Origin of the sequence: Bordetella genomosp. 6, from assembly GCF_002119705.1 — a bacterium.
GTDB classification, from domain to species: Bacteria; Pseudomonadota; Gammaproteobacteria; order Burkholderiales; family Burkholderiaceae_B; genus Bordetella; species Bordetella bronchiseptica_F.
The window spans coordinates 4,428,756-4,454,271 of sequence record NZ_CP021107.1; the positions used below are offsets into that span (position 1 = coordinate 4,428,756).

The 25,516-nt window shown below is 68.9% G+C and carries 26 protein-coding genes; 9 read left to right on the forward strand and 17 right to left on the reverse strand.

Annotated elements, in window-relative coordinates; all coding sequences use genetic code 11:
• Positions 1 to 164: 164 nt before the first annotated feature.
• Complete coding sequence (locus CAL11_RS20805; protein ID WP_086094108.1) at positions 165 to 1,400, forward strand: benzoate/H(+) symporter BenE family transporter; 1,236 nt, start codon at positions 165 to 167, stop codon at positions 1,398 to 1,400.
• Positions 1,397 to 2,689 (forward strand): serine hydroxymethyltransferase, encoded by a 1,293-nt coding sequence (locus CAL11_RS20810; protein ID WP_086094109.1) that lies wholly within the window; start codon positions 1,397 to 1,399, stop codon positions 2,687 to 2,689. Before CAL11_RS20805 ends, CAL11_RS20810 begins: the two co-directional genes overlap by 4 nt.
• Positions 2,690 to 2,703: 14 nt before the next feature.
• Here the strand turns inward: CAL11_RS20810 and CAL11_RS20815 are convergent, their stop codons facing one another.
• From CAL11_RS20815 to CAL11_RS20835, 5 genes are all read right to left on the reverse strand, one after another.
• Entirely contained in the window at positions 2,704 to 4,212 is a 1,509-nt protein-coding gene (locus tag CAL11_RS20815; RefSeq protein WP_086094110.1) for a PLP-dependent aminotransferase family protein, read from the reverse strand.
• Between the two features lie 48 nt (positions 4,213 to 4,260).
• Positions 4,261 to 5,385 carry a TRAP transporter substrate-binding protein gene (locus CAL11_RS20820; RefSeq protein WP_086094111.1) on the reverse strand — a complete coding sequence of 375 codons (1,125 nt, stop codon included), beginning with the start codon at positions 5,383 to 5,385 and terminating at the stop codon, positions 4,261 to 4,263.
• A 40-nt stretch (positions 5,386 to 5,425) separates the two neighbouring features.
• Positions 5,426 to 6,781 carry a TRAP transporter large permease gene (locus CAL11_RS20825; protein ID WP_086094112.1) on the reverse strand — a complete coding sequence of 452 codons (1,356 nt, stop codon included), beginning with the start codon at positions 6,779 to 6,781 and terminating at the stop codon, positions 5,426 to 5,428.
• Positions 6,778 to 7,302 (reverse strand): TRAP transporter small permease subunit, encoded by a 525-nt coding sequence (locus tag CAL11_RS20830; protein ID WP_086094113.1) that lies wholly within the window; start codon positions 7,300 to 7,302, stop codon positions 6,778 to 6,780. The genes CAL11_RS20825 and CAL11_RS20830 overlap by 4 nt, the downstream gene beginning before the upstream one ends.
• Before the next feature lie 99 nt (positions 7,303 to 7,401).
• Positions 7,402 to 7,887 (reverse strand): cupin domain-containing protein, encoded by a 486-nt coding sequence (locus tag CAL11_RS20835; RefSeq protein ID WP_033449332.1) that lies wholly within the window; start codon positions 7,885 to 7,887, stop codon positions 7,402 to 7,404.
• Between the two features lie 266 nt (positions 7,888 to 8,153).
• Between CAL11_RS20835 and CAL11_RS20840 the strand changes: the two genes are divergently transcribed.
• Positions 8,154 to 8,837: a GntR family transcriptional regulator gene (locus CAL11_RS20840; protein WP_003808107.1), complete on the forward strand. Its 684-nt coding sequence runs from the start codon at positions 8,154 to 8,156 to the stop codon at positions 8,835 to 8,837.
• Here CAL11_RS20840 and CAL11_RS20845 read toward each other — a convergent pair.
• Together CAL11_RS20845 and CAL11_RS20850 are read right to left on the reverse strand one after the other, a co-directional pair.
• On the reverse strand, positions 8,834 to 9,220 hold the full coding sequence (locus tag CAL11_RS20845; protein WP_086094114.1) for a WG repeat-containing protein: 387 nt from the start codon (positions 9,218 to 9,220) through the stop codon (positions 8,834 to 8,836). The genes CAL11_RS20840 and CAL11_RS20845 overlap by 4 nt on opposite strands.
• Positions 9,221 to 9,321: 101 nt before the next feature.
• Positions 9,322 to 10,227, reverse strand: a complete 906-nt coding sequence (locus tag CAL11_RS20850; protein WP_033449337.1) for a LysR family transcriptional regulator — start codon at positions 10,225 to 10,227, stop codon at positions 9,322 to 9,324.
• Positions 10,228 to 10,368: 141 nt separating this feature from the next.
• Between CAL11_RS20850 and CAL11_RS20855 the strand changes: the two genes are divergently transcribed.
• From CAL11_RS20855 to CAL11_RS20880, 6 genes are all read left to right on the forward strand, one after another.
• A complete protein-coding gene (locus CAL11_RS20855; protein WP_086094115.1) occupies positions 10,369 to 11,415 on the forward strand; it encodes a TRAP transporter substrate-binding protein in 1,047 nt (348 codons plus the stop codon).
• Positions 11,416 to 11,477: 62 nt separating this feature from the next.
• Complete coding sequence (locus CAL11_RS20860) at positions 11,478 to 12,092, forward strand: TRAP transporter small permease subunit (RefSeq protein ID WP_086094116.1); 615 nt, start codon at positions 11,478 to 11,480, stop codon at positions 12,090 to 12,092.
• Positions 12,092 to 13,384 carry a TRAP transporter large permease gene (locus CAL11_RS20865; protein ID WP_086094117.1) on the forward strand — a complete coding sequence of 431 codons (1,293 nt, stop codon included), beginning with the start codon at positions 12,092 to 12,094 and terminating at the stop codon, positions 13,382 to 13,384. Before CAL11_RS20860 ends, CAL11_RS20865 begins: the two co-directional genes overlap by 1 nt.
• Positions 13,385 to 13,409: 25 nt before the next feature.
• The gene (locus tag CAL11_RS20870; protein WP_244172859.1) at positions 13,410 to 13,892 is read left to right on the forward strand and encodes an ureidoglycolate lyase; all 483 of its coding nucleotides are present in this window, start codon (positions 13,410 to 13,412) and stop codon (positions 13,890 to 13,892) included.
• The gene (locus tag CAL11_RS20875) at positions 13,889 to 14,815 is read left to right on the forward strand and encodes an allantoinase PuuE (protein WP_050458089.1); all 927 of its coding nucleotides are present in this window, start codon (positions 13,889 to 13,891) and stop codon (positions 14,813 to 14,815) included. The genes CAL11_RS20870 and CAL11_RS20875 overlap by 4 nt, the downstream gene beginning before the upstream one ends.
• Before the next feature lie 8 nt (positions 14,816 to 14,823).
• Positions 14,824 to 16,098, forward strand: a complete 1,275-nt coding sequence (locus CAL11_RS20880) for an amidase (RefSeq protein ID WP_086094119.1) — start codon at positions 14,824 to 14,826, stop codon at positions 16,096 to 16,098.
• Positions 16,099 to 16,116: 18 nt separating this feature from the next.
• On the opposite strand, the gene CAL11_RS20885 is transcribed toward CAL11_RS20880, so the two are convergent.
• The 10 genes from CAL11_RS20885 to CAL11_RS20930 form a co-directional block, all read right to left on the reverse strand.
• On the reverse strand, positions 16,117 to 17,379 hold the full coding sequence (locus CAL11_RS20885) for a Zn-dependent hydrolase (protein ID WP_086094120.1): 1,263 nt from the start codon (positions 17,377 to 17,379) through the stop codon (positions 16,117 to 16,119).
• A gap of 37 nt (positions 17,380 to 17,416) precedes the next feature.
• Positions 17,417 to 18,214 (reverse strand): IclR family transcriptional regulator, encoded by a 798-nt coding sequence (locus CAL11_RS20890; protein WP_086094121.1) that lies wholly within the window; start codon positions 18,212 to 18,214, stop codon positions 17,417 to 17,419.
• A gap of 72 nt (positions 18,215 to 18,286) precedes the next feature.
• Complete coding sequence (locus CAL11_RS20895; RefSeq protein ID WP_086094122.1) at positions 18,287 to 19,525, reverse strand: M20 aminoacylase family protein; 1,239 nt, start codon at positions 19,523 to 19,525, stop codon at positions 18,287 to 18,289.
• Positions 19,522 to 20,304 carry an amino acid ABC transporter ATP-binding protein gene (locus CAL11_RS20900; RefSeq protein ID WP_086094123.1) on the reverse strand — a complete coding sequence of 261 codons (783 nt, stop codon included), beginning with the start codon at positions 20,302 to 20,304 and terminating at the stop codon, positions 19,522 to 19,524. The genes CAL11_RS20895 and CAL11_RS20900 overlap by 4 nt, the downstream gene beginning before the upstream one ends.
• Positions 20,301 to 20,951: an amino acid ABC transporter permease gene (locus tag CAL11_RS20905; protein WP_033462787.1), complete on the reverse strand. Its 651-nt coding sequence runs from the start codon at positions 20,949 to 20,951 to the stop codon at positions 20,301 to 20,303. Before CAL11_RS20905 ends, CAL11_RS20900 begins: the two co-directional genes overlap by 4 nt.
• Entirely contained in the window at positions 20,948 to 21,778 is an 831-nt protein-coding gene (locus CAL11_RS20910) for an ABC transporter substrate-binding protein (RefSeq protein ID WP_086094124.1), read from the reverse strand. Before CAL11_RS20910 ends, CAL11_RS20905 begins: the two co-directional genes overlap by 4 nt.
• 97 nt (positions 21,779 to 21,875) lie before the next feature.
• Positions 21,876 to 23,111, reverse strand: coding sequence for a pyridoxal phosphate-dependent aminotransferase (locus CAL11_RS20915; protein WP_086094125.1), 1,236 nt, complete (start codon positions 23,109 to 23,111; stop codon positions 21,876 to 21,878).
• Entirely contained in the window at positions 23,112 to 24,002 is an 891-nt protein-coding gene (dapA, locus tag CAL11_RS20920) for a 4-hydroxy-tetrahydrodipicolinate synthase (protein ID WP_086094126.1), read from the reverse strand. It lies immediately after the preceding gene.
• Between the two features lie 373 nt (positions 24,003 to 24,375).
• Positions 24,376 to 25,119: an IclR family transcriptional regulator gene (locus tag CAL11_RS20925; RefSeq protein WP_086094127.1), complete on the reverse strand. Its 744-nt coding sequence runs from the start codon at positions 25,117 to 25,119 to the stop codon at positions 24,376 to 24,378.
• A 106-nt stretch (positions 25,120 to 25,225) separates the two neighbouring features.
• Positions 25,226 to 25,516, reverse strand: a complete 291-nt coding sequence (locus CAL11_RS20930; RefSeq protein WP_003819369.1) for a hypothetical protein — start codon at positions 25,514 to 25,516, stop codon at positions 25,226 to 25,228.

Sequence of the window (25,516 nt, forward strand, 5' to 3'; positions counted from 1 at the left end):
GCGCGTCCGCGCCACCACCCCGGCGCGGCGCGGCGCGCGGCAAGGCCGCAAAGTGGTCTGGAACACATCAACAATGTGGCATGAATAAACCTGCCATATCGCTCCTAGAATCGAATACCTGCCGCGGCCGTCCGCCCCGGCATGGTTGATAGCAGGAGCCATCGATGCACACGCCCACGGCAGCCCTTCGGCCCGCCGATTTCCTTCCGCCCATCGTCGCCGCGCTGATTTCGGTGCTGGTGAACTACGGCGGCACCTTCGTCCTGGTCTTCCAGGCCGCCGAACTGGCCGGGCTGTCGGCGGCCCAGACCACCTCCTGGGTCTGGGCCGTGTCCATCGGCGTGGGGGTGACCGGCATCGCGCTCAGCTGGCGCTACCGCGAGCCCATCATCACGGCCTGGTCGACGCCGGGCGTGGCCTTCCTGGCCACCGTCATGCCTTTCACGCCGTACGGCGAGGTCATCGGCGCCTACCTGGCGGCGGCGCTGGGCTTTGTCGTGCTGGGCCTGTCCGGCGCCTTCGAGAAGCTGGTGCGCATGATCCCCGCCGGCATCGCGGCCGGCCTGCTGGCCGGCATCCTGCTGCAGTTCGGCATCAGTGCCTTCGGCGGCGCCTCGACCGATCCGCTGCTGGTCATCGTGCTGCTGGTGTCGTACGCGCTGCTCAAGCGCTACACCTCGCGCTTTGCCGTGGTGGGCGTCCTGGTCATCGGCCTGGGCCTGCTGGTGGCCCAGCAGCGGGTGGGCTTCTCCGCGCTGCACCTCAGCCTGGCCGCGCCGGTGTTCGAGACGCCGCGCTTCTCGCTGCATGCGATGCTGGGCGTGGCCCTGCCGCTTTTCGTCATCACGCTGACCGGCCAGTACATGCCCGGCATGCTGGTGCTGCGCAACGACGGCTTCAAGACCAGCGCCAACCCCATCCTGGTGGCGACCGGGCTGGGCTCGCTGGTCATGGCGCCGTTCGGCGCCCATACCTTCAACGTCGCCGCGATCACCGCGGCCATCTGCACCGGCCGCGACGCGCACGAGGATCCCCGCAAGCGCTATATCGCCGGCCTGGCCTGCGGCGTGTTCTACATCCTGGTGGGCCTGTTCGGCGTCACGCTGGCCACGCTGTTCATGGTGCTGCCCAAGACCTTCATCACCACGCTGGCCGGGCTGGCCCTGCTGGGCGCCATAGGCGGCAGCCTGGCCGGCGCCATGGCCGACGCGCGCACCCGCGAGACCGCGCTCATCACCTTCCTGGCCACGGCGGCCAATGTCACGCTGCTGGGCGTGGGCGGCGCCTTCTGGGGGCTGGTGGCCGGACTGGCCGCGCACGGGCTGATCCACTTCCGCCGGCCCGAGCCCGCCGCGGCCCGGCCTGCCCTGCTTTCCCCTACGTCCCAGGACATCCGATGAACGACCTGCTTCCCGCCGCCGCCGCGTCCGCCGACGCGCGCGCGCTGCCCTTGCGGCATGCCGACCCCGAAATCTGGCGCGCCGTCGACGCCGAGCGCCAGCGGCAAATGCACTCGATCGAGCTGATCGCCTCCGAGAACTTCGTCAGCCAGGCCGTGCTCGACGCGCAAGGCTCGGTCATGACGAACAAATACGCCGAGGGCTATCCGGGCCGCCGCTACTATGGCGGCTGCCGCCACGTCGACGTTGCCGAACAGGCCGCCATCGAGCGCGCCCGGCGCCTGTTCGGCTGCGCCTACGCCAACGTACAGCCGCACTCCGGCAGCCAGGCCAACCAGGCCGTATACCTCGCCCTGCTCGCGCCCGGCGACCGCATCCTCGGCCTGGACCTCAAGTCGGGCGGGCACCTCACCCATGGCGCGCGCGTCAATCTGTCGGGCAAATGGTTCGAGGCGCTGAGCTATGGCGTCGATCCCGTCTCGCACCGCATCGACATGGACGAGGTCGAGCGCACCGCCCGGCGCGAGCGGCCGCGGCTCATCATCGCCGGCGGCTCGGCCTATGCGCGCGTGCCGGATTTCGCCCGCTTTCGCGCCATCGCCGACGCCACCGGCGCCCTCTTCGTGGCCGACATGGCCCACTATGCCGGCCTGGTGGCCGGCGGCGCGTTCCCCTCGCCGGTGCCGTTCGCCCACGTGACCACGACCACCACCCACAAGACCCTGCGCGGGCCGCGCGGCGGCATGATCCTCACCGACGACGCCGACATCGCCAGGCGCGTCGACGCCGCGGTGTTCCCCGGCCTGCAGGGCGGCCCGCTGATGCACGTCGTCGCCGCCAAGGCCGTGGCCCTGGGCGAGGCGCTGCGGCCCGGCTTTCGCGCCTACGCGCGCGCCGTGATCGACAATGCCCGTGCGCTGTGCGCGCGCCTGGCCGAAGGCGGCCTGTCGATCGTCTCGGGGGGCACCGACTGCCACCTCGGCGTGGTCGACCTGCGGCCGTGGGGGCTGGCCGGCAATGCCGCCGAACGGGCGCTGGAAGAAGCCGGCATCACCCTGAACAAGAACGCCGTCCCGGGCGATGCCGCCAGCGCGGCCGTCACCTCAGGCATCCGGGTGGGCAGCGCGGCCTGCACCAGCCGCGGCATGGGGCCGGCCGAGTTCCGGCAAATCGCCGAACTGATCCTGGCCGTGCTGGGCGAACTGCGCGATGGCGGCCGGGCCGGCGGCCACGACGCCGTGCGCGCGCGGGCGGCCGATCTGAGCCGGCGCTTTCCGCTGCCGTACTAACGGGCGCGGCGCGCTCAGGCCTTCAGGGCGCGCCGCAGCCGCAGCACGGCCGCCTCGATCTCGTGCGCGGCCAGGCAGGCATAGCCGAGAATCCATCCCTGCTGGCCGCCTTCGCCCGCGTACAGTCCGCTCAGGCCGGCCAGGCGCATGCCGGCTGCGGACGCCTGCGCGATGGTCCTGGCCTCCGACCAGCCGCGCTCCAGCAGGCAGGGCACCTGCAGGCCACCGGGCGGCCGTACCGCGGTGGCGATCCCCCGCAGCGACTTGCCGAGCGATTCCAGCAGCGCGTCGCGGCGGCCCGCATACAGCTTGCGCATGGCGCGCACATGCGAGTTGTAATGCCCGTCGTCCATGAAGCGGGCCAGGGTCAGCTGCGTGAGCTGCGGCGTGTGCCCGTCCATGATGGCGCGCGCACGCGTGAAGGCCGGCACCAGCTGACGCGGCAGCGCCATGTAGCCCAGACGCAGGCCCGGATACAGCGTCTTGGCGAACGTGCCCAGGTAGATGGTGCGCCGGTGGCGGTCCAGGCCCTGCACGCAGGCCGTCGGCAGGCCGTCGTAGTGGAACTCGCTGTCGTAGTCGTCCTCGATGATCCACCGCCCCTGCGCGGCCGCCCACGCCGTCAGGTCGAGCCGCCGCTCCAGCGACAGGGTCGCGCCGGTAGGGTACTGGTGCGAGGGCGTCACGTAGACGCAGCTCGCGCCGCTGCGGTCCGCCTTGAGCAGGTCGGTGCGTATGCCGTGCGCGTCCACGTCGATCGGCACGATCCGCGCCTCGGCCGCCTCGAACGCCTTGCGCGCGCCGAAATAGCCCGGGTTCTCCATCAGGATCGGCTTGCCGGCGTCCACCAGCAACTGGGCGCACAGGAACAGCGCCTGCCGCGTGCTGCTGAGCACCAGGATCTGCTCGGCGTCCACCTTGGCGCCGCGCTCCAGGTTCAGGTAGGCGGCAATCGCGTGGCGCAGGGGCTGCGCCCCTTGCGGATCGCCATGCAGGAGCACGCTGGCGCGCTGGTCTTTCAGGGCCTGGCGCTGCAGCCGCTCCCAGACGTCGACGGGAAAGGTGCGGGTTTCCGGAAGTCCCGTGGCGAACGCCCGGACCTGGCGCTGGTCGGGCACCCCGCCGCTGTCGTGGATCCGCCTGCCGCGCCGGCTCAGCCCCGCCTCGGGCGCCGGCTCGGCACGCGGCTCGCCCGCCGCCATCCGGCGCCGGCGCGCCGCGCCCAGCAGGCGCGCGCCCACCGTCTCCGAGACATAGCTGCCCGAGCCCTGGCGGCGCACGATGAAGCCGTCGCGATGCAGTTGCACATAGGCATTCTCGACGGTGTCGCGCGCCACGCCGAGCGAGCCCGCCAGCGCGCGGGTCGCCGGCAGGCGCACGCCCGGCCCGAGCGCGCCGTCAAGGATCAGCGCGCGCAGGGCGCGCTGGATGCGCTGGTGCAGGTCCAGGCGCTGGAGGTCGGCGCTGTTGAGCCGGATCTTCAACGTCGCAAGCTGGAAGGCCTTGGTCACGCGGTCTGCCATAACCCCTCGAATCCCTGTATGTCAGCCCGCCATTCTAGGCCCGGCCGCTCAGGCTCCCAGCCGCGGCCGCCCCGCCAGGCTCGCCCGGGCCTGCATGAACAGCAGTTCCGAGTACTCCGAATAGGGCGCGGCCTTGCCCAGGAAGGCGCGCAGGCTGTCGCGCAGCTCGCGCGCCAGCGGATCGCGCTCATAGGCGCCGGCCAGCAGCTCGTTGGTGATCTCGTGCATGCGCTTGAGCACGTCGTCGGGCAGCAGGCGCGCCGTCACCCCGTGCTCGGTGCGCAGGTCGTCGAAGGCCTTGCCGTTCTTGGCGACCAGTTCGTTGAGCATGACGCCGTTGGCATAGTAGGCGCCCACCCGCACCAGCTCCTTGTATTCGGGGCTCAGTTTGTTCCAGGCGTCCAGGTTGATGAACAGGTCGAACTGCCCTTCCGGCTCATGCCAGCCCGGAAAATAGTAGTTCTTGGCGATGCGCTGGATGCCCAGGGTGGTGTCGATGTACGGTCCGGTCAGCTCGCAGGCGTCCACCGCCCCCGACTGCATGGCCTGCAGCACTTCGCCCAGCGGCATGCCGACCACCGCCACGCCGCACTCGCGCAACACTTCGCCGGGCAGGCCGCTGACGCGGAATTTCAGCCCCTTGAAATCGTCGATCGAATTGATCTCCCTGCGAAACCACCCCATGGGCTGCACGCCGCAATTACCCAGCGGGAAGAACTTGGCGCCCAGCCGCTCGTACACCTTGTCCGCCAGCGCCTGCCCGCCGCCGTACTGCAGCCAGGCGTTCTTTTCCTGGGCCGTGGTGCCGAACGGCATGCTCATCACCAGGTTCATGGCGATCGACTTGCCCGACCAGTAGCTGGCGTAGCCGTGGCCGCAGTCGAGGGTGCCATCGAGCACCGCGTCGAAGGTCTGCATGGCCGGCACGAGGTCGCCGGCGCCGAACACCTCGATCTGGAATGCGCCGCCGGTCGCCTTGTCGAGGAAATCCGCCAGCGCGACGACGGGCGTGGTGTAGCCGGGCGCCGAGCGGGTCCAGGCCATGCCCATGCGCCAGCGCACGCGCGGCTTGGCCAGCGCCGGCGGCGCGGCGCCGGCCAGCACGGCGCCCAGTCCGCCCACGGTCGCGGCCCGCAGCAGGGTGCGGCGCTTGTTGTCCGAATTCGGGTTCATGTTGTCTCCTTGTGCGTTATGAAGGCGCGCGGGCGCGCGCTCAGTAAAGAACGGCCGGCAGCCAGGTCGCCAGGGCGGGAAAGCCCAGCAGGGCCGCCACCGCGCCCACCTGCAGGGCGATGTAGGGCAACACGCCGCGGTACGCGGTCTCGGCGCCGATATCCTTGTAGACGCCCTGCAGGTAGAAAATCGCGAACCCGAACGGCGGCGTGAGATAGCTGGTCTGCAGCGTGACGGCCAGCAGCACGCCGAACAGCAGCGGGTCCACCCCCAGCGACAGCAGCGGCGGGCCGAAGATCGGGATGACGACGAAAATGATCTCGAACGAGTCCAGGAAGAACCCCAGCACGAAGGCGATCAGCAACACTAGCAGCAAGGCGCCATAGAGATCGCCCGGCACGCTGGACAGCAGTTCGCGCGCCAGGTGCTCGCCGCCCAGCCCCTTGAACACCAGCGAGAAGATCGCCGCGCCGATCATGATCGTGAACACCATCGCCACCAGGTGCCCGGTCGCCATGCAGACCTGCTTGAGCACCGGCCAGGACAGCGCCTTGTACATCCAGGCGATCAGCACGGCGCCCATCGCCCCCACCGCCGCCGACTCGGTCGGCGTGGCGATGCCGGCCAGGATCGAACCCAGCACCGCGACGATGAGAGCCAGCGGGGCCACCGCGTCCACCAGCAGTTGCCGCAGGCCGACGCGCTGTCCGGCGCTGCGGGGCAACGGCGGACAGGTGTCCGGCCGCAACAGCGCCCGGTACAGCACATAGCCCAGGAACAGCGCCACCAGCAGCACGCTGGGCAGCACCGCGCCGGCGAACAGGTCGCTGACGGTCACCGGCCCGCCCGGGCGGTCCGGCGGCGTGACGCCGCGCAGCATGTCGCCGATCAGGATCAGCACCGTGGACGGCGGGATCAGCTGCGACAGCGTGCCCGACGCGCAGATCGAACCGGCCATGTACGACGGCTGGTAGCCGGCGCGCCGCATCGCCGGCACGCTGATCAAGGCCAGCGTGGCCACCGTCGCGGCGACCATGCCGGTGGCCGCCGACAGCAGGGTGCCGACCATCACCACCGTGAACGCCAAACCGCCGCTGAGCGAGCCGAACAGGCTGGACGTGGTCACCAGCAGGCGCTCGGCCGCCTTGGACTTCTCCAGCATGATGCCCATGAAGACGAACAGCGGGATGGCCACCAGCATTTCATTGCTCATGATGCCGTACAGCCGCCCCATCACCCCGCCCATGGTGCGCCACTCGAACACGTCCAGCGCCGAACCCAGCAGGGCGAACGCCACGCCCACGCCCGACAGCGTGAACGCCACCGGGAAGCCGAACATCATGGTGCCCATCACGGTGGCGAACATCAGCAGGCAAAGCACGTCGCTCAGGCTCATGGCGAGGCCTCCGGCGCAACGCCGCGCGCGCCGGCCAGCGTGCGCGCCGACTTCAGCAGCAGCGACAGGCCCTGCAGGAACAGCACCAGGCAGAAGACGTAAACCAGGCTCTTGTGCACATAGGCGAACGCCAGCCCGCCGGCGTTGGGCGAGGCTTCCAGGAAGCGCCACGACCGGGCGATCGGCCGCCAGCTCTGCTGCACGATCACGAACAGCGTCGGCCACAGCAGCAACAGCACGCCCAGCGCGTTGACCAGCGCCTGCTTCCTGGCGTGCATGCGCGAATGGAACAGCTCGACGCGCACGTGGCGGTCATGCAGGAACGTGTTGCCGGCCATGCAGATGAAGAAAACACTGGTCAGCCACACATAGCTGTCCTGCAGCCAGATCAGGCCTATTCCGAACACATAGCGCAGGACGACCACCGCGAAAGTCACGAGCAGGATGGGCAGCATCACCGTGCTGGCCAGCCGGCCCATCCTGTCGCTGAACAGGTCCAGGACCTGGATCAGCCTTTCCATTACCGTTCTCCCGATTCATTGCGTGGCGCCGCGCCGGCCGCCCCGTGAACGGCCGCCGGCTGGCGGCCGCGTATGCGCCCGGCGATCCGCCGCGCGCGCTCAGGCCGCCGTCGACTCATCCTCCAGCGGACGGCGCGTCTCCATGTTGAAGCGGCCTTCGTAGATCGCCGGCTGGCGCGTCGTCGGCCCCATGTACTGGACGTAGAGGATTTCCCCGTCCTCCAGGGTGTTCAGCGCGTACTCGTAGTGCGGATCGGGATGGAACATCATCGACCCCTCGCCATAGACCTTGCCTTCGATCTCGAACTTGCCGCTCAGCACGTACCAGATCTGGGCGAAATAATGGTTGTGCAGGGGGTGGCCGGAGCCCTTCTCGTAGCGGACGATGCCGGCGTTGGGGATGGTGCGGTCGTCCTGCACCGGGTGGAACATCATCTTCGAGAATTGCCCCTCGTAGCGCAGGTTCTCCCACGCGATGTCGTCGCGGTGCATGGCCTGCATGGGCCGGTGGGCCTCGGTCAGCGGGCCGCCGCGCCCGCCCGGGTTGAGGATCCTGGCTGAAGTGATGGGGTCGATATCGCTCATGTGGCTCTCCATGTAAGAATTCCGTATGTCTAAAATGGGATCCCATTTAGATAAAAACGGATCCTACATAACACAACCACGGACCGGCATCCGGGATTACCCGCAAGGCGGCAGCCGCGCGCCGACGCGTCCATTTCCGGACCGGGGAGCATCCTCACTACAATCGGTGCCTGTGCCGGCGCGCTTTGCCGCGCGCCGCCCGCCATGAACCCACGCGGACGCGACCGGCAGGCATGCCGGCCCGGCCCGCATAGACAACGAGACTGATGAGCGCAAGATCCGCCCCCAAGAGCCAGACCCGATCGTCGACGGAAATCTCGGAAGAAATCCTGCGACGCATCCAGTCCGGCCGATATCTGCCCGGGGACAGCTTGAGCCAGTACGAACTGGCCAGCGAGTTCGGAACCAGCCGCACCCCTATCCGCGAAGCCCTGCGCTTCCTGGAGGCGCGGCGCGCCATCTCCCTGACCGACACCGGCCGGGCCATGGTCGCCATTCCCTCGGTGCGCGCCATCCGCGAGGCCTTCGAAGTACGGGCCGAGCTGGAAGGGCTGGCCGCGCGCCTGGCGGTCGACTGGATCGAGGACAAGCATCTCAAGCTGCTTGCCCAGCACCAGAAGCACTACGCCAGCACGCTACGCTCGCGGGTGCGCAACGAGCGCGGGTCGGAGTGGCTGCAGCACAATTTCGACTTCCACCACCTCATCACCGAACTCAGCCACAACGAGCGGCTGCTCGACATGGTCAGCGAACTGCAAAGCAGCAGCGTCTCGGACGTGCTGGGCTTCGCCTCGAAAATGCCGCCGCGGCTGATGGAAGAGAACATCCAGCAGCACGAAGCCATCATTGCCGCGCTGACGCGGCGCGACGGCGCCGCCGCGCGCGAAGCGATGATCGAGCATGTGCTGCGGACCATGCGGCTGGTCATCGACTGGATGGAGTCGCGCTAGGGCCTGGTCAGCGTCGTCCAGCGCCGGCAGCTCACCGACCCGTGCTCGCCGTGGCGCTGCACGCGGCAGTCCATGCCCGCCCTGGCCTTGCCGCCCTGGAACGGAAACACGAAATCGTATTCGGCCGGGATGACGATGTTGAGCGCCTCGTCGTGGAATCCCATCCTGCCGCGCTCGACGAAGCGCGCCAGCCCCTCCTCGTAGTAGTCGGGGCCGTTGTCGTAGATGAACGGCCGCAGCACCGGGCGGTGCGCGCGGTCGATGTAGACCCAGCCCTGCGCGTCGCGCACCAGCGCGTGGCCGTGGCGGTCGAAGTCCTGGGCGGGCGCGGCGGGCGCATGCAGCAGCAGCGCAAGCGCGCCCATGGCCGGCAACAATCTCATGGGGCGGGCTCTCGGCGGTCGGGCGGCGCCGGATGGCGCGCCGGCCTTCATTGTCGCCGATGCGCGCCGCCAGCCCGCCCTGCGGCGGCGCGAAGCCGTGGTCAGGCCGGCTGGAAGCGCCGGATGGATTTCTGCGTTTCCTCGACCAGCAGCAGCGCCAGCCGCGACGGCACGCGGTTCTTGGCCGAGACGGCGAACGCCTCGACCTCGATGGCCGGTTTGAACGGGATGATCTTCAGCCCGCCGCCGTGCCTGGCCTGCGCCATGGCCGAGAACAGATCGACCACGGTCACGCCCACGCCGGCCTGCGCCAGCAGGCAGGCCGTCTCGGAATAGCGCACCTCCACCGCGGTGCGGTAGGGCGTGCCGGCCTGCTTGAAGGCATTGAGCACCAGCGGGCTGAGCCGCGAGCCCAGCTCCAGCCCGATCAACGGATACGGCGAGATGTCCTGCGGCGTGACGGACTTGCGCCGGGCCAGCGGATGATCGGCGGGCGCCAGGCACACCATCCGGACGCGCGCCACCGGCAGCATGTGCAGCTTCTGCTCCAGCTCGGGCTCCAGCGCGATGGCAAAGCCGATGTCGGCCGCGCGCGACTCGATGATCTCCACCACGTTGTACGAACGGCGCACGTCGAAGAACACCTTGACCTTGGGCCGCTGCTTGAGCAGGTCGTTGATGGCCGCCGGCAGCACCGAATGCCCAAGCTGCGGCGTGGCGACGATGCGCAACTGGCCCAGCCGTTCGTTCTTGAGCTCCTCGACCGTGTGGTTGAGCGCCTTGGACAGCAGGAAGATCGATTCGGAGTCGCGGAACAGGATCTTGGCCTCTTCGGTCGCGCTCAGGCGATTGCCCACGCGATCGAACAGCGTGAACCCCACCTGCGATTCCAGCTGGCGTATCGCGCTGCTGACCGCCGGCTGCGAAATCTGCAGGGCGCGGGCCGCGCCGACCGTGGTGTGGCTTTGCATCACCGCCCGGAATATCTCGATCAGCCGCAGATTCACTATAAGTCCTGTTTATAGAAATGATCCAAAATTTAATAATTGATTATTTCATCGGACTATTCATAATTCAACTGCGACCAGGAGGCGACAGGAATTCGGGCCTCCATGAAACCTATACAGCCACCCAGGGGGAGATTCATCATGAAGGCAATACTGCAACGGTCCATCGCGCTGCTGGCCTTGGCCGCGGGGATGTCGTCGGTCGCGTGCGCCGACGAGGTCAAGATGCGCGTGCTGGGCTGGTACGGCAACCAGCCGCAATCGCAACAGGTCGAACGGCCCTTCTGGAAGGACCTGCCCAAGCGCAGCAACGGCGCGTTCTCGGCCAACTTCCGCACCATCGACGAGCTGGGCCTGAAGGGCTTCGAATCGCTGCGCACGCTGCAAAGCGGCGCGTTCGACGTGGTGTCGTTCCAGATCAGCTTCGTGGGCGGCGACGCGCCGGTGCTGATGGGCGCCGACCTGCCCGGCGCGGCGTTCGACTTCGACCAGCTGCAGAAGAACCTCGACGCCTATCGCCCCATCCTCGAAAAGGAACTCAACGACCGCTTCAAGGCCAAGCTGCTGACGGCATGGTCGTTCCCGTTCCAGATCCTGTACTGCAAGGGAGACATCAAGACGCTGGACGATCTCAAGGGCAAGAAGGTGCGCGTCAGCGGCACCTACACGGCCAAGATGGTGGCCGACCTGAACGCCGCCGGCGCCACGCTGGCCGGTCCCGAGGTCTACCAGGGCCTGATGCAGGGCGTGGTGGATTGCGCCATCACCGGCAGCCAGTATGGCAACAGCAACGACTGGTTCGAGGTCGCGCACTCGCTCAGCCCCATCCCGCTGGGCGGCGCCGGCGTGGTGCTGCAGGTCGCGCGCAACGCCTTCTGGGACAAGCTGTCGGCCGACCAGCAGGCGGCCCTGTCGGCCGAAATGAAGCAGCTCGAAACCGCGCTGTGGGACATCAGCCGCAAGGGCCACGAGGACGGCATCAACTGCAACGTCGGCAAGCAGCCCTGCACCGGCAAGCCCGGCAAGATGCAGCTGGTCGAGCCCACCGAGGCCGACGTGCGCGAAGTCAAGCAGCTGCTCAAGACGTCCGTCGTGCCGATGTGGATCGAGGATTGCTCGAAGTTCTCCAAGACCTGCGGCGACGACTGGTTCCGCACCATCGGCGCGGCGGCCGGCATCGCCCGCTAGCGCACCCTGCCCTGGCGCGCCGCCCCGGCCGGGCGGCGCGCCGCATTCACCGGGAACCGATCGTGACTAGACTTCTGGAACTGCTGTGCCATGGCCTGCGCGCCATCACCAACCGGGCCTGCCTGGCGGCCGGATGGGCGCTGATCGCCCTGTCGGTGGTCATCGCGCTGAACGTGCTGGCCCGCAAGATCTTCAGCTTCTCGCTGCAGGGCGTGGACGAGTATGGCGGCTACTGCCTTGCCATCTGCGCCTCCATCGGCTTCTCGCAGGCCGCCTACGACCGCGCCCATATCCGCATCTCGGTGCTGACCGACCTGCTGCCGGCGCGCCTGCGCGCCTGCAGCGATGTGTTCGCGCTGGCGCTCCTGACCTCGGTCGCGCTCACCCTGGCCGTCAAGGCCACCGGGGTGGCCTATGACTCGTATTCGATGCAGGCGCTGGCCACCAGCGCGCTGCGCACGCCGCTGGCGATCCCGCAAGCCATGTGGGCCGCCGCGCTGTGCTGGTTCGGCCTGGTGCTGGCCACCCAGCTGCTGCACTCGCTGCTGCTGCTGGCGCGCCGCGACTGGGGCGGCATCAACCGCAACTATGGCACCCCCAGCGTCGACGAGGAAGTCGCCGAGGAATTGCGCTCGGCCAACGAGCGCATGGCCGGCAAACTCGAAGGAGCGCACTGATGCTGCTCGGAGCCCTCTATTTCGGCGGCCTGGTCCTGTTCCTGATGGCCGGCATCCACGTGGCCAGCGCGATCTTCATGACCGCGGTGGTCAGCGACTGGATGAGCATGCAGGTGCTGCCCAGCATGATAGGCAACACCATGTGGAGCACGATGAACGAATTCCTGCTGGTGGCCATCCCGCTGTTCATCCTGCTGGGCGAGATCCTGACGCGCAGCGGCGTGGCCGACCGCATGTACAAGGCGCTGGCGGCCTGGCTGCAATGGCTGCCCGGCGGCCTGCTGCACACCAACATCGCCACCTGCGCGCTGTTTGCCGCCACCTCCGGCTCCAGCGTGGCCACGTCGGCCACGGTCGGCACCGTGGCCCTGCCCACGCTGCAGCGCCTGGGCTACCGCGAACGGCTGGTGCTCGGTTCGATCGCCGCCGGCGGCACGCTGGGCATCCTGATTCCTCCCAGCATCAACATGGTGGTGTACGGCGCGCTGGCCGAAGTGTCGGTGGGCAAGCTGTTCGCCGCCGGCATCATTCCCGGCATCATCGTGCTGCTCCTGATGATGGTGGTGATCGTGGTCATGGCCCTGCTGGGCAAGGTCGCCCCGGACAACGAGAAACTGCTCATCCCGCTGGCGATGCGGCTCAAGCTGCTGATCGACGTGCTGCCGGTGATGTTCATCTTCGGCCTGGTGATGGGCGGCATCTACCTCGGCATCGCGACGCCGACCGAAGCCGCCGCGCTCGGCGTGGTGGGCGCCATCGCCATCGCCGCGGCCAACCGCACGCTGTCGGTCGCCATGCTGCACGCGGCTTTCCTGTCGGCGCTGCGCACCACCGCCATGGTGGTGCTGGTGGTGACCACGGCCTTCGTGCTGAACTTCTCGCTCAGCCTGGCCGGCATCCCGCAGGCGCTGTCCGAGTACATCGGCCAGCTCGGCTGGTCGCCCACCGCCACCATCTGGGTGCTGGTGGCGTTCTACCTGGTCCTGGGCTGCTTCCTGGAGGCCATCGCCATGATGGTCACCACCGTGGGCGTGGTGGTGCCGCTGATCGTCTCGCTGGGTTTCGACCCGCTGTGGTTCGGCATCTTCATGACCATGATGATGGAACTGGCGCTGATCACCCCGCCGGTCGGCCTGAACCTGTTCGTGGCGCAGAACATCCGCCTGTCGCGCGGCGGCATCAGCGACGTCTACATCGGCGTGCTGCCGTTCGCCTTCGCCATGATGGTTTTCGTCACGCTGCTGATCTACTTCCCGCAGATCGCGCTGTGGCTGCCCAACCGACTCTTCTGACGCATATTCCCGACGTATGTCTTCCATGTATCTATCCGCCAGCACGCTGAGCGCCGACGCCTTCTCGCAATATGGCGAGGTGGTCGAGAACCGCGGGGACACGGCCAAGCGCCCGCTGTCCACGCCCTTCGGCTCGGCGCGCCCCGGCGTGACGCTGGGCTTCACCGTCAACCGCCTGCACCGCCAGCCGCTCGACGGCATCCGGGTGCGCACGCTGGAGCGGCATCCGCACTCGGCGCAGACCTTCATCCCGCTGGTGCCGTCGCGCCACGTGGTCGTGGTGGGCCTGTCCGGGCCGGACGGCGCGCTGGCCCTGCCGACGCTGCGGGCCTTCGTCACCAACGGCCGCCAGGGCGTGTCGTACCGCACCGGCGTCTGGCACTATGCCTTCACCGCCATCGACACGGACTCCCAGGTCGCCGTGATCCTGGGCAAGACCGGCCGGGACGACGACACCGAATACACCGAGCTCGACCAGGACGCCCTGGTCGTCTTCAACGAGGAATGACGATGCAGACAGACCGCTCGCTACTGACCCGCCGCGACTTCGTCGGCTACGGCAGCACGCCGCCCGACCCGCAATGGCCGGGCCAGGCCCGCCTGGCCCTCAACATCGTCGTCAATTACGAGGAAGGCTCCGAAGCCTCGTTCGAGGACGGCGACGGCCGCAGCGAACTCGGCCTCACCGAAGTCACCGGCGGCAGTTTCCAGGGCCGCGACCTGGCGGCCGAATCCATGTTCGAGTACGGCAGCCGGGTCGGCATCTGGCGCGTGCTGCGCCTGCTGCGCGAGCGCGGCATGACCGCCACCTTCTTCGCCTGCGCCCAGGCGCTGGAGCGCAATCCCGCGGTGGCCCAGGCCATCCGCGAAGGCGGCTACGACGTCTGCTGCCACGGCTGGCGCTGGACGCCGCTGCAGGCCCTGTCCGAAGCGCAGGAGCGCGAGGAGATGCAGCGCGCCATCGCGTCGATCGAACGCACCACCGGCCAGGCGCCGGCCGGCTGGTACTGCCGCTACGCGCCGACCGTGAACACGCGCAAGCTGGTGCTCGAACAGGGCAGCTTCCTGTACGACTCCGACAGCTACAACGACGAGCTGCCCTACTGGGTGGACGCCGGCGACCGCCACCACCTGGTCATCCCCTACACCCAGGCGCACAACGACGCCAAGTTCGTGCGCAGCGGCATCGCCACCGCCGACGACTTCTACGCCTTCCTGCGCGACTCGTTCGACATGCTCTACGCCGAAGGCGCCACCCAGCCGAAAATGATGTCGGTCGGCCTGCACATGAGGCTGGTCGGGCATCCCGGACGGGCCGCCGGCCTGGCGCGCTTTCTCGACCACGTCGCGGCGCACGAGCGGGTCTGGGTGTGCCGCCGCCTGGATATCGCCCGGCACTGGCACGCTTCGCACCCGCCCGCGGCGCGCTGAGCCGCGCCATGCAGCCCCTGCACCTGCTCGGCCTGGACGAAGCGCGCGAACGCCTGATGGCGGGCGCCTGCGACAGCGTCGACCTGGTCCGGGCCTGCCTGGACCGCATCGCCGCGCGCGAAGAGCAGATCCGCGCCTGGGCCTGGGTCGACGCCGAGGGCGCCCTGCGCAAGGCACGCGCCATGGCCGGCGCCAGGCCCGACCCGCGGCGGCCGCTGGCCGGCCTTCCCATCGCGGTCAAGGACATCATCGACACCGCCGGCATGCCCACCGCCTATGGCTCGCCCATCTACGCGGGACACCGTCCGGCCTGGAGCGCCTATTGCGTGGCCGCCATCGAAGCGGCCGGCGGCATCATCCTGGGCAAGACGGCCACCTCGGAATTCGCCCACTCGGCCCCGCCGGCCACCCGCAACCCGCACGCGCCCGGCCATACGCCGGGCGGCTCGTCCGGCGGCTCGGCCGCCTGCGTGGCCGACTTCATGGCGCCGGCGGCGCTGGCCACCCAGACCGGCGGCTCCACCATCCGGCCGGCGGCGTTCTGCGGCGTCGTCGGCTACAAGCCCAGCCTCGGCCTGATCGACCGCACGGGCGTCAGGCCCATGGCCGAATCGCTCGATACCGTCGGCCTGATGGCCCGCGCCGTGGCCGACATCCAGCTGCTGGCCGGCGTGCTGGCCGGCGTGCCGGCCATGCCGCCCGCTTCGGCCGCGCCGCGCATCGGCCTGTACCGCACCCCGCACTGGGAGCGCATCGAGCCGCGCAGCCGCGACGCCCTGCTGGCGCGCCTGCGGCGCCTGGAACAGCGCGGCGCGCGCGTGGCCGAGGTGCCCGACCTGCCGGCGCTGCATCCGCTGTACCAGGACCACCGCGACCTCATGAACCACCAGGCCGCGCGCGCCCTGCTGCACGAGTACCGGCACCATCGCGAGCAACTGAGCCCGGCGCTGCGCGCCGCCCTGGAGGCCGGCCAGGCCTGCTCGCCGGACGCCGTGCGGGACGCCTGGCAGCGCACCCGCCGGGCGCGCCGCGCCTACGCCGACCTGCTGGCCGACTACGACCTGATCGTCACGCCGGCCGCGCTGGGCGCCGCGCCCGCGGGCATCGCGTCCTCGGGCGACTCGCTGTTGAACCGCAACTGGTCGCTGCTGGGCGTGCCCACCCTGAGCCTGCCCAACGGCGCCGATCCGCGCGGCCTGCCCCTGGCCATGCAGCTGGCGGGCGGCCATGGCGCCGACGCCGCCCTGCTGGGCTGGGCGCGCTGGATCGAAGCCGTCGCGTAGCGGCGGCCGGGCGCCACCTCAGCCGCGCGGCGCGAAGCGGCGCAGGAAAGCGGCGAACACCTCGGCGGCCTGCTGCGCGTCCTCGGGGCTCAGCGTCTCCAGCGGATTGTGGCTGACGCCGCCGTTGCCGCAGCGCACGAACAGCATGGCCACGTCGGTGATCCGCTGCATCACCATGGCGTCGTGCCCGGCGCCGGACGGCAGCTCATGGACCGCCAGGCCCGCCTCGGACAGCGCGGCGCCGAACTGGTCCATCAGCCAGCGCGCGCACGGCACGCTGTCCACCGGCGGCACCGGGTCCAGGCTCGCCCGCACGCCGCGGCGGCGGGCGATCCGCTCGATGCCCGCGCGCACGTCGGCCACCGCCGCCTCGCGCACCGGGTCTTCGGCGGCGCGGATATCGATGGAGAACTGGCACACGCCCGGAATCACATTGCCCGAGCCATTGGGCACCTGCAACTGGCCCACGGTGCCCACCAGCGAGGGCGCCTGGCTGCAGCGCGACTCGACCAGCAGCACCATCTCGGCGGCGGCCGCGCCCGCGTCCTGGCGCAGGTTCATGGGCGTGGTGCCGGCATGGCCGGCCATGCCCTCGACGCGGGCCATGAAACGGCTGCTGCCGGCGATCTGGGTCACCACGCCCAGCGGCAGCCCATGGTGCAGCAAGACCGGGCCCTGCTCGATGTGCACCTCGACGAAACCCAGCAAGGTGGCCGGATCCAGCGCGGCGGCCCGCAGGGCCGCGGGGTCGCCGGCGCCGGGCAGGCCGCTTTCGGCCAGCGCCTGCGCCAGCGTCACGCCATCGGCGTCCTGGCGCGCCAGCAGCGCGGGATCGAAGCTGCCGGCCAGCACGCCGCTGGCCAGGAAACTCGTCTTGAAGCGCAGGCCCTCCTCCTCGGCGAAGGCCACCACGTCCAGGTGGTAGGGCAGCCGCACGCCGGCGTCGCGCAGCGCGCCGGCCACCGCCACCGGCAGCAGGATGCCCAGCCGGCCGTCATAGCGGCCGCCATCGCGCACCGTGTCGAAATGCGAGCCGGTCATCAGCACGCGCGGCGCGGCCACGGCGGGGTCGGCGGCGTAGCGGCCGATCACGTTGCCGATGGCGTCGATGCGCACCGCCATGCCGGCGGCCTCCATCCATCGCGCCAGCTGCGCCTGCGTCGCGCGGTGCGCCGGCGTCAGGTAGGCGCAGGTCAGGCCGCCTTCCATGTCGGAGTGGCAGGCGAGCCGGGCGGCCTGGTCGACGATGACCTGGCCCAGGGATGCGGAAACGGCAGTCATGGCGAATCTCCGGAAAAAGTCGGGACAACGGCGCCCATCAGCGTTCGGCCAGCCGGGCGGTGACCTCGCGCGCGGTCGACATGACCAGCGGACACCAGTCCTGCACCACCTGTTCGACCGCCGTCACTTCGCTGGAATACGAGACGCCGATGGCGGCCACGTCGCCCGTGGCAGGGTCGCTGATCGGGCAGGCAATGGTGATGTCGCTGGCGAAGTCCTCTTCCACGCCCAGCACGTAGCCATCGCGGCGCGCCAGTTCGACGCGCTCCATGATGCGGTCCATCTGCCAGATGGAGTTGGGCATCAGCGGCTTGAGGTCCGAACGCTGCAGCACCTCGCGCACCGCCTCGTCGGGCATGGCCGAGAAGATGGCGATCCCGGTGGCCGTGCAGTAGGCGGGGATGCGCGCCCGTTCGCCCAGGTCGTTATTGAGCATTTCCTGGCTGGTATAGCGTACCGGGAAGACCGTGTCCGTGCCGTCGAGCATGGCCAGGTTGACCGAGGCATTGGTCTTGCGGCGCAGGAACTTCAGGTACGGGTTGGTGCACACGACGAGACGATTGGTCTCCAGGTAGCGCTGGCCGATATCCAGGCAGCGGCGCGACAGGCGGTACTCGCCGTCGCGGCCCACTTTGTCCAGGTAGCCCAGCCGCCACAGCGTGTGCGCGGCACGCTGGGCGGCGCTCTTTTCCATGCCGATCTCGCGCGCCGCCTGCGAAAAGCCGCTCGTGGGCCTGGATTTGTCGAACGCCTCGAGCAACCGAAAGGCTTTGGCCACGCTGTTGACGAACAGATGATCCTTGTCCGCCTCGCCAGCGGCCTTCTTGGACGCCATAGATCCCTCCAAAATTCCGAATGCCGCCCTGTCCAGGAGCGGCAGTTTGTCCCGAATACCGGACTGCCGGCGCTACGCCAGCGGGCCCGCCCCGCCGCGAGGCAGGCAGTGGCCGGCCAGCCTGACCCAATAGGCGGCGCCGACGGCGGCAATCTCGTCATTGAAGTCATAGCCGGGGTTGTGCAACCCGCATACCGTCGCCGTCTCGCCCTCGCGCCCCCCGCCATTGCCCAGCATCAGGTAGCAGCCGGGCAATGCCTGCAGCATGAAGGCGAAATCCTCCGCCCCCATGGTCGGGATGAACCCGTCATTTAACCATTTCGGCCCCAGCCATTGCGCGATTGCATCGCGGCACAGCGCCGTGGCGCCGGCATCGTTGATGGTGGCCGGCACCGCATGCTCGATCTCGACCTGCGCCGTGCAGGAAAACGCCGCCGCCACGCCCTGGGCGATGTCCCGTATGCGCGCGCAGGTCCGTTCCAGCACCGGCGGCGACAGGGTGCGCAGCGAGCCCGCCAGCCACGCCTGGCCGGGAATGACGCAATGGTTGTCGCTGCCGCCCAGCTGGGTGATCGACAGCACCACGCTGTCGTGCGCGGCGGTATTGCGCGTCACCACCGTCTGCAGCGCCTGATGCAACGCCGCCACCGCGGCCACGGGGTCGATGGCCTGCTCGGGCAGGGCGGCGTGGCCGCCCTTGCCGGTATACGTCACCTTCACGCGCGAGGACGACGCCATGATGGGCCCGGCCGTCAGCGCGAACTTGCCCGCGGCCAGGCCGGGCCAGTTGTGCAGCCCGAATACCGCCTGCATGGGATGGTCGCGGAACAGCCCGGCCTCGATCATGGCGCGCGCTCCGCGGCCATTCTCCTCGGCCGGCTGGAAGATCAGGTAGATCGTGCCGTCGAAGTCGGGATGGCGCTGCAGGTACCGCGCCGCGCCCAGCAGCATGGCCGTGTGGCCGTCATGCCCGCAGGCATGCATGCGGCCCGCATGGCGCGACGCGTGCCCGAACGTGTTGGTCTCCTGAATCGGCAAGGCGTCCATGTCGGCGCGCAGGCCGATCGCCTGGCTGCCATCGCCGGCGCGCAGCACCCCGACCACGGCCGTCTCGCCCAGCCCATCGAGCACCGGTATGCCCCACTCCCGCAGGCAGGCGCGCACCCGCCCGGCCGTGCGGTGCTCCTCGAAGCTGAGCTCGGGATGGGCGTGCAGGTCATGGCGGATGCCGCGCATGAGCTCTCCCGTCTCGCGCCCGACCGCCTCGACCAGCGCATCGGCGGCCCATTCGGGCCGCGCGCCGGCCGTCATGCCACCCTCCGCAGGAACTGCCGGATGCGCTCGCTGGCCGGCGCATCGAAGAAGCTGGCCGACGGCGCGTCCTCGAGCACCACGCCGCCTTCCATGAACACCACCCGGTCGGCCACGTCGCGCGCGAACCGCACTTCGTGCGTCACCACGACCATGGTCATCCCCTCGTCGGCCAGCTTGCGCATGACGCTGAGCACTTCGTCGCGCAGCTCCGGGTCCAGCGCCGAGGTCGGCTCGTCGAAGAAAATCACTTCGGGCTTCATGGCCAGCGCGCGCGCAATGGCCACCCGCTGCTTCTGGCCACCGGACAGGCGGCTGGGGTATTCGTTCTCCTTCTCCGCCAGCCCCACCTGGCGCAGCAGCGCGCGCGCCTGCTGGATGGCCTCGTCCTTGCCGACGCCCTTGACCTGCACCGGGCCCTCGATGATGTTCTTGATCACCGTCATGTGCGAGAACAGGTTGAACGACTGGAACACCATCGCCGTCTTCTGGCGGATCTCGCGCACCCGGCGGCGCTGCTCGCGCTTGAGGCCGGCGCCGGCCTGCACCGCCACCCGCGTGCCACAGATCGTGATCGCCCCTTCGTCCGGCACTTCGAGGAAGTTGAGGCTGCGGATGAAGGTCGTCTTGCCGGACCCCGACGGCCCCATCACCACCACCACCTCGCCGCGCCGGATCGTCAGATCCACGCCCTTGAGGACCGTGTTGGCGCCAAAGGACTTGCGCAGTCCTTCGACCTGGACCACCGGCTGCCCGGCCGCTTGGTCGTGTTGTTTCATGACATCCCCTTGCCCAGCTTGCTCTCCACCCAGACCTGGATGAACGTCAGCATCTGGTTGATCACCCAGTACAGCGCGCCGGCAATGATGAACATCTCCATGTAGCGGAACGTATTGGAGCCGATCTGCTCGGCCATCTTGGTCAGTTCGACCACGGTGATGGTCGAGGCCAGCGACGTATCCTTCATCAGGGCGATGTAGCGCGTGCCCATGGTGGGCGCCGCGATCCGGATCGCCTGCGGCAGGATGATGCGGAACAGGCTGCGCGCCGCTCCCATGCCCAGCGACTGCGCCGCCTCGATCTGGCCGCGGTCCACCCCCAGGATGCCGGAGCGGAAATTCTCGCTCAGGTAGGCGGCCGAGCACAGCGACAAGGCCAGGATTGCCGTCGGCACGGGTTCGAGTTCGATGCCGTAGTGCGGCAGGCCGAAGTAGATCAGCAGCAATTGCAGCAACAGCGGCGTACCGCGGAAGATCGACACATACCAGAACGCCAGCCAGCGCAGGGGCGCGATCGGCGACAACCGGAACAACGCCAGGACCAGCCCCAGCGCGGTGCCCAGCACCGCGGAACTGAGGCCGAGCAGCAGCGTCATCAGCAAGGCGCCCTGGATGATGGGCGCCGCCTTGTGCAGCAATTCGATCATCGCGCGTCCTTGGGCAGCTTCCTGAGCTCCTCGCCCATCTCGATGCCGGCCAGCCACTTGCGCGAGATCTCGTTCAGCGAGCCGTCATCGACCATCTCCTGGATCACCTTGTTGACCATCGCGGCCAGGTCGTCCTGCCCCTTCTTGAAAGCAATCGCCCCGATGTCCTGAGACAGGTCCGGGCCGGCGATCTTGACCGGGAAACGCCCTTCCTTGGCCGCCGTCATGCCGGTCACGCGGTCGGTAATGCGCGCATCCACGCGGCCGATCGCCAGGTCTTGCAGGGCCAGGTAGAAGTTGTCGTACACGCGGATCTGCGCGTCCTTGACATGCTGGCGCGCCCACGCTTCGTCGGTGGTGCCGGCGGCCACGCCCAGGCGCTTGCCGGCCAGGTCTTCCAGCGAACGGATGGACGTATTGTCGTCGCGCACGAAAATGTTCTTCGACACGACCATGTACGGGTTGGAGAAATCGGCGGACTTGCGGCGTTCCTCGGTGGGCGTGAGGATGGCCACCACCATGTCGTAGCGGTCGGCGTTGAGCCCGGAGATGAAGTTCTTGTACGAGTCGGTCACGAATGTCACCTTCTCGAACCCCATGCGCTTGCCCATCTCGCGCGAGACGTCCAGATTGAAGCCGATGGGCTTGTTGGTATCGTCCATGTAGCCCCAGGGCTTGAGCGAGTCGGACGTGGCGATCCGGATCTCGTTCTTGGCGCGGGCCTTCTCCAGCACGGTCTCGGCATGGGCGTTGGCCAGGCCCAGCGCGAGCGGAACGGCCATCATCCACTTGAGCATGGCGGGCATTTTGCGGATCACTGCATTCATGTCTGTAACTCCCCATTGGATGGACGGCCTGGTATGCGGCCGCCCGTGTCTTCGATCAGCGTTGTCAATCAGGGTTGCTGCACGTTGAAATGCACGGCTAGCAATGCGCCGCCGCTTCCAGCAGGCCGGTCAGGCCCCGCTCTATGGTCTGTTCGTCGGTCGCGAAGGAAATCCGCACCGATCCCGGCGCGCCGAACACCGATCCCGGAACCGCCGCCACGTGGCGCGTCTCCAGCAGCCATTCGCAGAAAGCCTGGTCGGGCTCGGAATCGCCACGGAAGCGCTCGCCGCCGGCCAGCGCCTCGGACAAGTCCAGCATCGCGTAGAACGCGCCGTCCGGCCGCTGCAGCCGCACGCCCGGCTGCCCGTCGGCGATCTGCATGACCAGGTCGCGGCGGCGGCGATAGGCCGCCGCCATGGCATCGATCGACTCGCGCGGACCGTTGAGCGCCGCCACCGCGGCGGCCTGGCTGATCGAACAAGGCGCCAGCGTCGTCTGCGCCTGCAGATTGGCCATTGCCTCGATGATGTCGGCCGGGCCGCCCGCGAATCCGAGGCGCCAGCCCGTCATCGCGTAGGCCTTGGACACCCCGTTGACCACGACGATCCGCCCGGCCAGGTCCGGGCACAGCTTGCGCAGCGATACCGGCGGCTCGGCCGTGTAGTTCAGGTGCTCGTAGATTTCGTCGGTCAGGATCAGCACGTCCGGCCGCTCGCGCAGCACCTCGCCCAGCGCGCGCAACTCCGCGCCGCCGTACACCAGCCCCGACGGATTGCTCGGCGTGTTCAGGATCACCCAGCGCGTGCGCGGGCCGAGCGCCGCGCGCAGGGCTTGCGGGGTCAGCTTGTAGCCGTCCTCGGCGCGCGTGGCCACGAACGCCGGCACGCCGCCGGCGGCATGGACCATGCCGGTATAGGCCGCCCAGTACGGCACCGGCAGCAGCACTTCATCGCCGGCCTCCAGCGTCACGGCCAGGGCATTGGCGATCACCTGCTTGGAGCCGGTTCCGACCATCACCTCTTCGTCGCTGAACGCCAGGCCGTTTTCGCGCTGGAACTTCTGGCGCACGGCATCGCGCATGGCCAGCGAACCGCGCACCGGGGTGTAATGCGTGTCGCCGCCGCGCATGGCCTGCACGGCGGCCTCGATGACATGCGCCGGCGTGTCGAAATCGGGCTCGCCGGCCGTCAGCGACGCGACCCGTATCCCCTGGGCCTGCATATCGGCAACCTTGGCGATGGCGAGATAAATCTTGGAGGTGGTCACGCGCGCCATGCGCGCCGCGACGCGCCGCCCGGCGGCAACGGCCGCCGGTTCGGAGATCGTATTCATTCAGGACTCCAGTGCTTCGAATGCCTGCCGCAGTCGCAGCAGGGTTTGTGGACCGGCCGGCTGCAGCGGCAGCCGCGCATCCCCGAACGCAAAGCCCTTGAGCTGCAGGGCAGCCTTCAGGCCCACGGGGTTCATTTCGGAATAGACCGCATCGGCCAGCGCGCCCTGCAGTTGATGCAAGCGCAAGGCCTGCGCCATGTCGCCGGACTCCACCAGCGACTGGATGCGCGCCCAGGGAGCCGGATCCAGGTTGGACATCGCCAGCACGCCGCCCACCGCGCCCAGCGCCAGCGCGGCGGGAAACAGCGGCTCTTCGCCCGACAGCACGGCCAGCGTGTCGCCCGCCAGGTGGATCAGGCGAGTCAGCTTGGCGAAATCCGAGCCGCTGTACTTGATGCCGACGATGCTGCCGTCGCCAGCCATCGCCGCGATGGTCTCGGCACGCAGTTCCACGTTCGTGCGGCGCGGAATCTCGTACAGCACGACAGGCAAGTCCACCGCCGCCCGGTAGCGCGCGAAATAGGCGTGCACGCCTGCATCGCCAGCCAGTGCGTAATACGGCGTGACCACCATCAACGCATCGGCGCCAGCCTCCTTGGCCGCCAGGCCCGCCTGCACGGCATCCTCGTAGCCGGTGGCAAGCACCCCGGCGATGACCGGCACGCGGCCCCGGGCAGCCTCAACCGTCCAGCGCACCACGTCGGCGCGTTCCTGCGCGGAAAGCGCGGGATATTCGCCGGTGCCGCCCAATGGCGCAAGCCCGGCCGCGCCCCGGCCGATGAGAAACTCGATATGCGAGCGCAGCACATCGCGATTCACGCCGCCTTCCCGCATGAACGGGGTGGGCGTGGCCGTGATGATGCCGCGCAAAGTCCTGGCACTGATCAACATCTTCCACCTATCAATGAATTGCATTGCAATTTATATGAATCACAATATAATGATAGATGATTGAAACAGAGCGCCTCAATGCGGGTTTTCCCTTCTCGCGGACGCAGGCCGACGCGCGGGCGCGCCATGGCGCATTCCCGCGTCGGGTACTTGTTCATGAGGAGATTGCGCGCGCGCCGTACGGACGACGGGCGGAGGGCGCATCGGGCGCGCCCGCCTTCACGCAAGGATTCGCTTCTGGCGCCCGTCCCCGCATGGGGACTGGCGCCTGCCCGTGCGGGTGCCTGTCCCGCTGGGACAGGCACCGGATGCCACGCCAACGCCCGCGCCTGCTGGTGCCTGTCCCGCGGGGACAGGCGCCGGATGGCATGCCCTATCCCCGGTAACCCAGCTCGCGCGAGATGATGCGGGCGGTCTCCTGCAGCATGGGCCGCACGCGCGCCACCACGGCGGCGTCCATGCGCGCCAGCGGGCCGGAAATACCGATGGCGGCCGACACCTTGCCGGTAGCGTCGAACAGCGGCGCGCCCATGCCATAGACGTCCTCGCGCCACTCGCCCGCGTTCTCGGAGAACCCCTCCTCGCGCACGCGCCGCAGCTCCGCCTTCAGGGCCGCGAGGCTGCCGATGCTGCGGGCGGTGTGCTTGACCAGCTTGGCCGGCAGCGCCGCCGCCAGATCGTCGCAATAGGCCAGCAGCATCTTGCCGGTGCCGGTGCAATAGGCGGGCGCGCGCCCGCCCACGCGGGTATATGAACGCACCGGCTGAGGGCTGTCGATCTTGTCGATGTACAGCACGTCGGCGCCGTCCAGGATGGCCAGGTGCACGGTTTCCTGGCTCTGCTTGACCAGCCCCTGCATATGCGGGCGGGCGATGCGCGACAGGTCCATGCGGTCGGCGATCTGCGTACCCATCTCCCACAAGCGCATGGTGCACCGATAGCGGCGCGTCAGCGCGTCCTGCTGCACATAGCCGCTTTCCATCAGCGTCTGCAGCAGGCGATGCACGTTGCTCTGCACCAGGTCGAGATCGGCGGCCAGTTCCGTAATACCCATGGGCTCGGGGCTGGCGGCCAGCCGCTCGAGCAAATGCAAACCCTTGACCAGTGTCTTTCCCATAAGATCCCGCGGCGCGCCATGCCGCGCGCCGATGCTCAGTGTCCGGATAGCGGATTCTACAAGATGGAATCGTCTCCCACTTCCGGCCGGCGCCAGGCGGCGCCGCTCAATCGCCGATGCAGCGCAGTCCGGTGCCGCCGCCATGCCGGCGCGCATAGCGGGCGCGCTGCATCGCCAGGTACGACAGGGCGATGCGGCGCGCCTCGAACATGCGCTGGAAGCTGCCCATGTCCATCACGCCGCACGACACCGCGAAGAACGTGCCCCAGGCCTGCTCGGGCACCCGCTCGCCGGGCATGCCCGCCTCCACCTGGCGGGTGCGCTCGATCAGCGCCTCCGATGGCGGCGGCACCTTGCGGTAGGTGCCGCGGTCTTCATAATCCACTTCCGCGCACAT